Raw genomic sequence first — 11,412 nt, 5'->3', positions numbered from 1 at the left:
AGGATGCGGGATTCGACTCGATCTGGACCGGCGACTCACTTCTTGCCTCGCCCATCCTCGAACCGCTTACCCTCCTCGCCGCGGTCGCCGCGCGGACAACCCGGATCACGATCGGCACAGCCGCGCTGCTGCCCGTGCTGCGCCATCCCGTCACCCTGGCGCACGCTCTGGCCACCCTCGACCAGCTGGCCGGTGGGCGGCTGGTCCTCGCGCTCGGAAGCGGTCTCGGCCTGCCCGCCAACCGCGCCGAGTTCGCCGCCGTAGACGCCCCTTTCGCCCAGCGCGTCGGGCGACTGGTCGAGACCGCCGCGATCTGGAGGCGACTCTGGACCGGCGACACAGTCACCTTCACCGGCCGTAACTGGACCCTCAACGGCATCGCCATAGCACCGGTGCCCGCCCGCGCGGGTGGCCCACCGTTGTGGCTGGCCACTACGACCGCAACTGGTGCCCGCCGCACCGGCGAACACTTCGACGGATGGCTGCCCTACCCGCCCACCCCAGAGCAGTACCGCCAGCTGTGGGCCGCAACCCGCGCCGCGGCGAACGACGCCGGGCGCGGCAGCGCCGCGGTCACCCCTGCGCTGATGGCTACCGTCGCCGTCAACGACGACCCCGACCAAGCCCACGCCGAGCTGGACCACTACGTCCGCGCCTTCTACGGCTTCCCACTCGAAGCCGTCTCAGCCCTGCAAGCCTGCCATGCTGGACGACTCTCAGAATGCGTCGACTGGCTGCGCTCCTACGTCAACGCCGGCACCCGCCACATCCTGCTCCGCATCGGGAGCCTAGACCCGGACATCCAGCTGCGTACGGCAACCCAAATCCTCACCGAACTCTGCACCTGAGACCCCCGCCCGGATGACGCCATCCGCTGCGCTTTTGTACCGACAGTCGAGCGCCCGACCCCCTGGCGGTGAGCTGATCGCGCCGGACCGGTCGACCGTTCGATTACGTTTGCGCGCTCACCGCCCGGTTTGTTATCAGGAGTGATGTCTGGTCCGGCTGTGCTGGACCAGGCATTTGACCTGGAACACCAGCGGGGTGGGCAGGGCGGTCGAATTGGGGTACGGCCGATGGTCCCTCGGAGGCTCCTCGCAGGGCGCTGTTGTGGAATATCAGGGGATTACTACCCGACGCTTTGTAGCTATCGATTTCACCGAGCATTACGGTCTTCCATAGAAAGGCGAACCTACAAGCGAACCGACCGCAGCGCTATCCGAATTACGCACGGATTATCCAGATTCGGCATCTGTCGTTTCCGGTTGAAGACTGTCGCGACATGTCGTGGGTTACATCACGAGCGGCGGGAAAGTGGGAGAAATGGTAGTAAGTAATGCGTGCACTTGTCGACCAGGCCCCACCTGGCGTCTTTAAAAAGATATTCCGATCGAGCGACCATTCGATGTTCTTGCCGATCCGCGGATGGGCTCAGCGACGAGTGTGTCGAATAATCCAGTAAGAAAATAGATGAGAACCAATCGCGGGAGGCGAACTCGACAAAGCTCAACCCAACATCCTCGCAGCCCGCACACACTAACTTCCCTCGACCCGTTGCCAGCGCAACATTGCGGTGGCTGATAGCCAAACGGGTCGACATACCGGACTCGACCTACCGGACCGACGCCCACGCACCTGCGTGCCACAGGATCGATAGTGCACGCTTCTCGAAAGGACTTGCATGGCAAAGGATTTGACGCAGCTGGAGTTGCTCACCGAGCTGGCGCCGGTTGTTGCGGAGAATCTGGACAGCCATTCGGCGACGGCGAAGGACTGGAATCCGCACGACTACGTGCCCTGGGATGAAGGCCGCAACTTCGCCGCCCTGGGCGGAACCGACTGGGAGCCCGAACAGTCCCGGTTGTCAGAAGTGGTGAAGATGTCTTGCGATCTCGGAAAGTCTGCCGAGCGGACCGCCGACGACAGACCGAGGAGTAAACGGAATAAATCGGACGAAAACACCAACGAGGGTGTCCGGTGGCGGCGCGTTCGGGCGTGGCGGGTTGTCGGCGAGGTTGCCTCGGTGGCGGGGGTGTTGATGCTGGTGGCTGGGGTGGCTGCCGCGGACCCGCCGACCTCAGGTCCGGATCTGGGTCCGCCGGGCGGATACCACGCTCCCGCGGAGGACGCTGGTGTTGCCGCTGGGCCGGTCATCACCGGGGTCGAGCCGATCACCGAGCGTTGGCTGCGGGTGTTCGTGCAGTCACCGGCGATGAACCGGGTCGTGCAGGTGCAGGTCCTGCTGCCTGCCGATCGCAGTCGGCCGCGGCCGACGCTGTACCTGCTCGACGGGCGCGGTGCCCCGGAGCGCGAAAGCAGTTGGACCGAGCACGGGCATGCGGTGGAGTTCTTCGCCGACAAGAACGTCAACGTCGTGCTGGCCACCGGTGGACCTGCGAACCTCTACACCGACTGGCAGCGCCGCGACCCGGTGCTGGGCACCAACAAGTGGGAAACCTTCCTCACCCGCGAGTTGCCTCCGTTGATCGACGCACGCTTCGAGGGCAACGGCCGCAACGCTATCGAAGGGGTGTCGATGGGTGGCGAGGCCGCGATGATGCTCGCGGTCCGCAACCCGGGCCTGTATCGGGCGGTGGCAGCACACAGTGGCTGCTACACCGTCGCTCCCGGTCCCGGTCAGGCCCAGGCCCGCGCGATCGTGGAAACCTACGGCGGTAACCCCGACAATATGTTCGGGCCTCCGGCCGACCCGGACTGGCTCGCCCACGACGTCATGTCCCATGCCGAAGCGTTGCGCGGGACCGCGATCTACCTGTCCAGCGGTAGCGGCATCCCGGGCGAACACGACACCCCCGACCAGACCAACATGGGCGACACCCTCACCGTCGGCGGACCGCTGGAAGCCGGCGCCTACGCCTGCGCGGTGGCCCTCGCCGACCAGCTGGCGCGACTGCAGATCCCCGTGACGGTGAACCTGCGACCCACCGGCACCCACTCGTGGCCGTACTGGGCCGATGAACTGGCCCGGTCCTGGTCGACCATCATCCACGCACTCCACTCCGACAACTGACACCGGTAACTGGCCTGGCACGAAGAGCCTGGCCGCGCCGTCGCCGCGCATTAAGCGTCCAGGTAAATGAGCGATCCGAAAGACGAGAAACCCTGTATGACGATCCCACCATCTCCGCACGGCCGGATCGACCACCCGCGGGTGACGAAGAATAAAACCCTGCTGTGAAGCAAAACTCCGAGCACGAATATTCGGTGAGCTCACGGCTCTCAGTGCACCATTCCCTGGAGTATCGAACTCGGCTGATACAGCCGAACGAACTCGACCTGCTGTGCCGCATCAACCACGAACTTTTCTCGCGTAGCCCGTTTTCGGCACCGCTGCACGCGATCACTGAGCGAAACCTGAGCATATTCGAAGTCAATGCGCTTTCTTTCGCCCTGGTGGAAGCCAAGGTGCACGACGCCTTCGTGTCGGTCGGGATGTCATCCATCCTTCCTCTCAATCGGTACGGAGAGTCCGTGTATTGCCTTACCGGAGGCTTGAAGGACATCGAACTTCGTGGTCACCACATCGCCGCGCCAGGCGAATGGTCGAATGCTGTATTGATTTTCATCGTAGGGTTTACCCGAGAAGTCCGAGGGCTGCTGCGAGACAGGCCGCTGACCGCGATAGCACACGTCGTCTTCGATCACGGCTCACACATAATTTCCAGCATGCGCGTTCGCCATCCCGAACGGCGAAATGTTCGACTGTTGGCGCAGACGAACCGATCCGTTGTCGTTGAAGCCGTTCGAGATTTCGAAATGGGCTGTGCAGGAAGCGTTCAGCAGAGTGCGGGCCAACAAGGGTGCTGCCGGTGTCGTTGGGCAGTCGATCGCCGAGTTCGAGGCCGACCTGAGGAACAACCTCTATAAGGTGTGGAATCGGATGTCGTCGGGGACGTATTTCCCGCCGCCTGCGCGGGCGGTCGAGATCCCGAAAGCCGGTGGTGGGGTTCGTGTTCTGGGTGTGCCGACGGTCGCGGACCCGGTCGCGCAAACGGTGGTGGCCATGGAGTTGGAAAAGCGGGTGGAGCCGATGTTCCATCCGGACTCCTATGGGTACCGGCCGAATCGCTCGGTGTTGGATGCGGTCGCGGCGTGCCGCGGGCGGTGCCCGGGCTCCGGTGGCTGGGTCTTGGACCTGGATATCCGGAAGTGCTTCGACACCGTGGATCACGAACTGATGGTGAAGGCGGTCCGGGCCAACACCGATGCCGATTGGGTGGTGTTGTATGTGCGGCGGTGGCTTTCGGCTCCGCTGCAACGCCCAGACGGGACGCTGGAGACACGAGACCGAGGGACCCCGCAGGGGTCGGCGGTTTCGCCGATTTTGGCGAACCTGTTTGCATGCCGATCACAAACGCGACCAGCGCGGTCACCGCAGCATCAACGCGGCGATCGGGCTGAAAGTGCCACTAGATGTGATCGGCGCAAAGGCCAAAACCTACCTGCACCACGGCAAACCGATTCGGCGGACCGAACGCATCGTCAACACTGATGTCAGTATTGTCGCGCAGTTCCAAGCCGAATTCCGGGGCGTCGCGGAGTATTACCGGTTGGCATTCAACCGTCACCGGCTCGGGCGATTGAAGTTCGTCATGGAGCAGTCGCTGACCAAGACCCTGGCCCGGAAATACCGGATCACGGTGCCGAAGGTCTACCGCCGCTACCGTGCCGTTCTGGACACCGAGCAAGGCCCCCGGCGCGGCCTTCGGGCCACGCAGGACCGAGGTGACGGACGGGCACCACTGGAAGCACAGTGGGGCGGGATCAGCCTGGCCCGCGACATCACGCCACGACCCCTCGACGACAATCCGACCCGCGTCTGGAACAGCGGCCGGTCCGAGCTGGTGCAACGCCTGCTCGCCACTGTCTGCGAACGATGCGGCTCCACCCGCAAGGTCGAGGTCCATCACGTGCGAGCGTTGAAAGACCTCAACCCGAAAGGGAGGAAACCACAACCGGATTGGGTCAAGCAGATGGCGGCTCGCCGCCGCAAGACCCTTGTCGTCTGCCGCGCCTGCCACGAGGACATCCACGCCGGACGCCCGACTGGCAGGCCACGATGAGCACTGGAGAGCCAGCTGCCACGGAAATCGGGCACGGCTGGTTCGGAGGGGGGCCGTCGGAAAAGGACCAGCCCAGCTGGCACCTCGTCGGCGGCCTACCCTACCCGCCCGTCCGGTTCGGGAAGAGGCCGTCGGAAAAGGACCCGAGCCACGGACACCTCGTCGGCGGCCCACTTCACTCGGGAAGCGGCCCGGGAAAACGGAACAACCCACACAGTTGTCACCGCGTCCCGGGCCGACTTCACCGACCCGCGCCGCCGTTGATCCAGTTCATCGATCAGATACGTGCACAGGGTTACCGGGTCGATCCGACCTGACGCGTGTTACCGAGCAAGGCGTGCAGGTCGCCGGACGCACGTAACTGGAAAACCACCCCTGCTTCGGCGTGGACGGACGCGTACCTGACCGACGCGCTGCGCGCCACCGTCGGCACTCCAGAGGGGATGTATGGGCGCCGCAAGATGACCCCGTATCTGCGTCGCCGGGGCTACCAGGTCAGATCTCGCCCATCCGTCAACGCAGACAACGACTTTCGAAAAAGCCAGTTCAGGGGTGGCGCCGCGCAGCGGAACCACCCCTGAACTCACTTCGATACAACGTAGTTGTAGAGTGCCGGCTCGTTCACCTGGCTGTCCAGTAGGCCGACGGGCCGGAAAAGGTGTGGTTCGTGGTCGCGGGCACGTTGGGCTGATCGGGGTTTCCGGAGACCAGGGAGGTGAGGGAGCTTCGCCGGGAACCCAAGGACCGGAAGGCTTCCAGGTCAGTGGAGTTGGTATCGGGAGTCGATGGTGCGGACAGTTCCGGATTTCGAGCGCATGACAATGGACTCGGTGGCGGTGGTGCCGTGGGTGTAGCGCACTCCGCGGAGGAGGTCGCCGTCGGTGATGCCGGTCGCCGCGAAGAAGACGTTATCGCCTGCGACCAGGTCCTCTGTGGTGAGGATGCGGTCGAGGTCGTGTCCGGCGTCGAGGGCTTTGCGGCGTTCGGTGTCGCTGGTCGGCGCCAGCCGTGCTTGGATAGTGCCGCCCATGCACCGGATCGCGGCTGCGGCGATGATGCCCTCGGGTGTGCCGCCGGTGCCGATCATCATGTCGGTGCCTGATCCCGGTCGACAAGCGGCAATCGCACCGGCGACGTCGCCGTCGGTGATGAGGCGAATCCTGGCGCCGGCTGCACGCACCCGGGAGACGAGGGTCTGGTGGCGTGGCCGGTCGAGAATGCAGATCATCAGATCCGAAACCTTCGCGCCGCGCACCGCGGCCAACCGTCGAATGTTTTCGGCGACCGGTGCGGTGATGTCGACGACGTCTGCGGCGTCGGGCCCGACCACGAGCTTGTCCATATAGAAGACCGCGGAGGGGTCGAACATGGCTTCGCGTTCGGCGACGGCGAGAACCGAGAGGGCGTTGGGCATTCCTGTGGCCATCAAGGTGGTGCCCTCGACCGGGTCGACCGCGACATCGCACGCGGGGCCCGTCCCATCTCCGACGAACTCGCCGTTGAACAGCATTGGGGCCTTGTCCTTCTCACCTTCCCCGATCACGACGACGCCTCGCATCGAGACGGTGGAGACGAGTTGGCGCATCGCGTCGACGGCGGCTCCGTCGCCGCGTTCTTTGTCGCCGTGTCCGACCCAGCGGGCAGCGGCGAGGGCACCTGCCTCGGTTACTCGGACCAGTTCCATGGCGAGATTTCGGTCGGGGAGTAGTCCGGCGACAGCGGAGTTGGCGAGGGGCATGCTGGTTCCTTCGTGAGGGCCGGTACGAATATGTGCGATGGGTGGGGCGCCGCTTTTCGCCCTGCGTGACAACCGAGCCCGGGAGGGCGGTCGGTTCCTCAGGGTCGGTGATCTGCGTTTGGTGCCTTCGCTGCGGCGAACCAGGTCGAGGGCCTTGTCGATGTCGGTGAGGGGTACGTGGGCGGTGACCAGTGCCTCACCGTCGATGATCCCGGTAGCCGGGCCGTGCACCGCGCGGCCGAATGTTTTTGCGGGGGCAGAGATCCGGCTGTGGTGAGTCCTTGCGCGGGGACTGTCGGATTAGCGGCGGATCTGTGGCCGGCACGGAGTGGGAGGGCTCTCGAAAGTGGACTCGTAGCCGGTTTTGGATACACACCTTATTGGTGTGCGCCGGTGTCGGTGCCATTTCGCAGAGTGGCTGCGCGGGCGGCCAGGTTTCGGATCTCATTCCAATCGCCGGAGGCCAGTGCGGAGGGAGGCGTGAGCCAGGATCCGCCGACGCAGGCCACGTTCGGCAGCGCGAGATAGTCGGGCGCAGTGTCGGGGGTGATGCCGCCGGTGGGACAGAAAAGGATGCCGGGGAGTGGGCCGTGTATGGAGCATAGGGCGGATGGGCCGCCTGCGGATGCGGCGGGGAAGAATTTCATGTGGGTGAAGCCTCGGTCGAGGACGGCCATCGCCTCGGACACGGTGGCGACACCGGGGAGACAGGCCAGCCCGCTGTCGACCATGGCATCCAAGAGGCCGGGAGTGGTGCCGGGGCTGACCAGGAAGCGGGCACCGGCTGCCGTTGCGGTCTCGATCTGGTGTGGCGTGTGTAGGGTCCCGGCGCCGACGGTCATATCCGGAACTTCCGCGGCGATGCGTTCGATCGCGGGAAGCGCCGCCGGCGAACGTAGCGTGACTTCGATGATGCCGATCCCGCCGGCCAACAGCGCGCGGGCCACCGGAACGGCGTTGTCCGGGTCGTCGAGGACGACGACGGGAACAACCGGTGCGATCTCGAGCGGATTCATCGGACCTCCTGGGCTGGATTAATGGCGAGCCGGGCCGCGGCGCCGGTCAGCGGGGGAGCGTCGGCGACGATGAGGTCGGTCGCACCGTCATCGAGGTACCCGCGCACCGCTCCCGAATCGGATTCGGTCTCGGAGTCGTCATTTGCGGTGCCTTGCGGTGCCGTGGCACGGCTGTGTTCCGGGGTCCGGGGCATGCCGGGGCGGGTTGTGGTCATCATGCTGCTCCGAAGACGGTGGCTCCCCGGTCGGCGGGGCCGACCGCGCTGCGGAAGACAGCGAACAGCTCGCGGCCGGTACCGTGGGATTCGGCCGATGCGGCAGTTGTTGGCCGGGCAGCGAATTCGGCCGGGTCGGCGAGGATGTCCAGTCGGCCGTTGTCGGCGTCGAGGTCGACGATGTCGCCGTCAGCGATGCGGGCGAGAGGTCCTCCGGCTGCTGCCTCGGGAGTGAGATGCATTGCGGTGGGAACCTTTCCGGAGGCGCCGGACATGCGCCCATCGGTGACGAGTGCGACGGCGAAGCCGCGGTCCTGCAGCACGCCCAGTGCCGGGGTCAGCTTGTGCAGTTCGGGCATGCCGTTGGCCCGAGGTCCCTGGAATCGCATGACCGCTACCAAGTCGCGGTAGAGTTCGCCGGCTCGGAAGGCCGCGAGGAATGCCTCTTGATCGTCGAAAACTCGTGCGGGAGCGCGTACGACACGGTGTTCGGGGCGGACCGCGGACACCTTGATCACTGCGTGGCCGAGCGATCCGGTGAGCATCCGCAGGCCGCCGTCAGGGGCGAACGGGTCGGTCGCCGACCGAAGCACGGTCTTGTCGCTGCTTTCGGACGGCCCTGTGCGCCAGGCGAGTGCGCCGTCACTGAGCACCGGGACGTCGCGGTAGTGCGCACCCAGGCCCGGACCGGCCACGGTGTCAACGTCGTCGTGGAGCAGCCCGGCGTCCAGCAGTTCGCCGATCAGGTAGGGTGTGCCGCCCGCAGCGTGGAAGGCGTTGATGTCCGCGGCGCCGTTGGGATAGATCCTGGTCAGCGTGGGCACCACTGCCGACAGATCGGCGAAATCGTCCCAGCGTAGGTCGATTCCGGCTGCGGCCGCGATCGCCACCAGGTGCATGGTGTGGTTGGTGGAGCCGCCGGTGGCAAGCAGCGCGACCACAGCGTTGACGATCGCGCGCTCGGAGACGATTGCGCCGATCGGCTTCGCTCCGCCGCGCAATGTGGTGAGTTCGACGATGCGCTGGCCGGCTGCGGCGGTCAGCGCCCGGCGCAGCGGTGTGCCCGGTGCGACGAAGCTGGCGCCGGGCAGGTGCAGACCCATCACTTCCATCAGTAATTGATTGGAGTTGGCGGTGCCGTAGAAGGTGCAGGTTCCCGGGCTGTGGTAGCTGGCAGCTTCCGCGGCCAGCAGCTCGGTCCGGCCCGCCGTGCCCTCGGCGTGCCGCTGCCTGACCCGGCTCTTGTCGGTGTTCGGCAGGCCGGAGGGCATTGGCCCGGCCGGCACCAGGATCACCGGCAGGTGGCCGAAGGCCAGCGCGCCGATCACCAGGCCGGGCACGATCTTGTCGCATACCCCGAGCAGCAGGGCGCCGTCGAACATGTCGTGTGCCAGCGCCACGGCGGTCGACATTGCGATCACGTCCCGGCTGAACAACGACAGCTCCATCCCCGCCCGTCCCTGCGTAATGCCGTCGCACATCGCTGGTACACCCCCGGCGAATTGAGCCACGCCCCCGGCGCCTGCGACCGCGGTGCGCAGCGAGTCGGGGTAGTCGTGGAAGGGCTGGTGCGCGGACAGCAGATCGTTGTAGGACGACACAATCGCGATATCGGGGTGGGCGGAGCCGCGCAGCGCCAGTTTGTCCGCCGGGTTGCAGGCGGCGAAGCCGTGCGCGAAATTGCTGCACGCCAACGACATCCGGGCCGGGCCAGCAGAGGCTGAGCGCCGGATGCGATCGAGGTAGGCGCGGCGGGTGGCCGCGCTGCGGGCGGTGATGCGGGCGGTAACTTCGCCGACGACGGGGTGCGGGGTCACTGCTGATTCTCCTCATGCCAGGTGCGGCCGTCACGTTCGATGAGCGCGGTCGCCGCGGCCGGTCCGCCGGTGCCGGCGGCGTAGCGGCGCGGCGGCTGGTCGGATTCGGCCCAGGCCGCCAGGATCGGTTCGACCCAGGCCCACGCCGCTTCGATCTCGTCACGGCGCATGAACAAGGTGGGGTTGCCGCGCATCACATCGCCCAGCAACCGTTCGTAGGCGTCGGGCAGCCGGTCGGCGAAGGCCTGGGCGAAGCTGAGGCTCAGCGGTACCTCCCGCAGTCGCAGCCCGCCCGGACCGGGCACCTTGGTGACCAGTCGCAGATGCACGCCCTCGTCGGGCTGCAGCCGCAGCACCAATCGGTTGGCGACGAGTTCGACGTCATCAACCTCGGGGAACACCGAATGTGGCACGCCGCGCAACTGCACCACGATCTCGGCGGCGTGCCGGTCCAGCCGCTTGCCAGTGCGCAGGTAGAACGGCACCCCAGCCCAGCGCCAGTTCTGCACCTCGACCTTCAGCGCTGCAAAGGTCTCGGTGTCGCTGTGGCGTCCATCCAGCTCATCGGTGTACCCGGGCACCGGGCAGTTGCCAACCAACCCGGCGGTGTACTGGCCGCGGACGGTGGCGCGCGCCACCTCCGAGCCGCGCAGCGGCCGAAGTGCCTGCAGCACTTTGAGTTTTTCGTCTCGCACCGCCTCCGGCTGCACCTGGGCGGGCGGTTCCATCGCGACCAGACACAGCAGTTGCAGCAGGTGGTTCTGCACCATGTCCCGCAGCGCGCCGGCGCCGTCGTAGTAGCCGATCCGGCCGCCGACACCGAGATTCTCGCTGACGGTGATCTGCACGTGGTCGATCGAGCCGGAATGCCACAGCGGCTCGAACAGCGCATTGGCGAACCGGAGCACCAGTAGGTTCTGCACCGTCTCCTTGCCCAGATAGTGGTCGATGCGGAAGATCTGCTCCTCGGCGAAAACCGCGCCCACCTCGTCGTTGATCCGCCGGGCCGAGGCCAGGTCGTGGCCGATCGGCTTCTCCAGCACCACCCGGGACCGCGCGGTGACCAGCCCGCTGCGGTGCAGACCGGAGCTGATCTGCCCGAACAGGCTCGGTGCACACGCCAGGTAGAACACCCGGGTTCGGCCCGGGGCCGGCAACGCGACCGCCAGGTCGCGCCAGGCGTCGTCTTCCCCCGCGTCTACACCGACGTCGAGGGTGACGTGGTGAAGGCGGCGCACGAACGACTCGACGGCAGCGGCCGTATGGGTGCCGGCGGGAAGGAACTGGCCCAGGTCACCGGAGATCTTCACGCGGTATCCCACATCGTCCAGCCCGGCCCGGGAGACCGCGATGATGCGGGTGTCCTCGGTCAGCTGACCATCGAGGCCGCGGAGGTAGAGGGCGGGCAGCAGCTTGCGCACGGCCAGGTCGCCGGTGCCGCCGAACACGACGATGTCACACGGTGGGATGCGAGCAGGGACCGTCATTACGGACTCCTTGGGTCGACCGTTGTGAGCCAACGCACAGAACGCTAGAGCGGCT

At 66.2% G+C, this 11,412-nt stretch carries 9 protein-coding genes and 1 pseudogene; 5 read left to right on the top strand and 5 right to left on the bottom strand.

All coding sequences use genetic code 11. The features are described from left to right. From ACWEO2_RS18575 to ACWEO2_RS18555, 5 genes are all read left to right on the top strand, one after another. On the top strand, positions 1–848 hold an 848-nt coding region (locus tag ACWEO2_RS18575; protein ID WP_452406432.1), incomplete at its 5' end, for an LLM class flavin-dependent oxidoreductase. A gap of 833 nt (positions 849–1,681) precedes the next feature. Then, positions 1,682–3,031 carry an alpha/beta hydrolase-fold protein gene (locus ACWEO2_RS18570; protein WP_452406431.1) on the top strand — a complete coding sequence of 450 codons (1,350 nt, stop codon included), beginning with the start codon at positions 1,682–1,684 and terminating at the stop codon, positions 3,029–3,031. A gap of 164 nt (positions 3,032–3,195) precedes the next feature. Continuing rightward, a complete protein-coding gene (locus ACWEO2_RS18565; protein ID WP_452406430.1) occupies positions 3,196–3,888 on the top strand; it encodes a hypothetical protein in 693 nt (230 codons plus the stop codon). Between the two features lie 13 nt (positions 3,889–3,901). Next, positions 3,902–4,513, top strand: coding sequence for a reverse transcriptase domain-containing protein (locus ACWEO2_RS18560; RefSeq protein ID WP_452406429.1), 612 nt, complete (start codon positions 3,902–3,904; stop codon positions 4,511–4,513). Beyond that, positions 4,425–5,084, top strand: a complete 660-nt coding sequence (locus ACWEO2_RS18555) for an HNH endonuclease (RefSeq protein WP_452406428.1) — start codon at positions 4,425–4,427, stop codon at positions 5,082–5,084. Before ACWEO2_RS18560 ends, ACWEO2_RS18555 begins: the two co-directional genes overlap by 89 nt. 766 nt (positions 5,085–5,850) lie before the next feature. Here ACWEO2_RS18555 and glpX read toward each other — a convergent pair. The 5 genes and pseudogenes from glpX to zwf form a co-directional block, all read right to left on the bottom strand. Beyond that, positions 5,851–6,822 (bottom strand): annotated as a pseudogene (gene glpX, locus ACWEO2_RS18550) (class II fructose-bisphosphatase); the annotation flags it as partial. Positions 6,823–7,199: 377 nt separating this feature from the next. Beyond that, entirely contained in the window at positions 7,200–7,838 is a 639-nt protein-coding gene (gene eda, locus ACWEO2_RS18545; protein ID WP_452406427.1) for a bifunctional 4-hydroxy-2-oxoglutarate aldolase/2-dehydro-3-deoxy-phosphogluconate aldolase, read from the bottom strand. Further along, entirely contained in the window at positions 7,835–8,053 is a 219-nt protein-coding gene (locus ACWEO2_RS18540; protein WP_452406426.1) for a hypothetical protein, read from the bottom strand. The genes eda and ACWEO2_RS18540 overlap by 4 nt, the downstream gene beginning before the upstream one ends. After that, positions 8,053–9,870: a phosphogluconate dehydratase gene (gene edd, locus ACWEO2_RS18535; protein ID WP_452406425.1), complete on the bottom strand. Its 1,818-nt coding sequence runs from the start codon at positions 9,868–9,870 to the stop codon at positions 8,053–8,055. Before edd ends, ACWEO2_RS18540 begins: the two co-directional genes overlap by 1 nt. Then, positions 9,867–11,357 (bottom strand): glucose-6-phosphate dehydrogenase, encoded by a 1,491-nt coding sequence (gene zwf / locus ACWEO2_RS18530; RefSeq protein WP_452406424.1) that lies wholly within the window; start codon positions 11,355–11,357, stop codon positions 9,867–9,869. The genes edd and zwf overlap by 4 nt, the downstream gene beginning before the upstream one ends. Positions 11,358–11,412: the final 55 nt, after the last annotated feature.

The sequence above is a fragment of the Nocardia sp. NPDC004278 genome (genome assembly GCF_053602975.1).
This window is presented reverse-complemented; position numbering and strand designations above follow the sequence as displayed.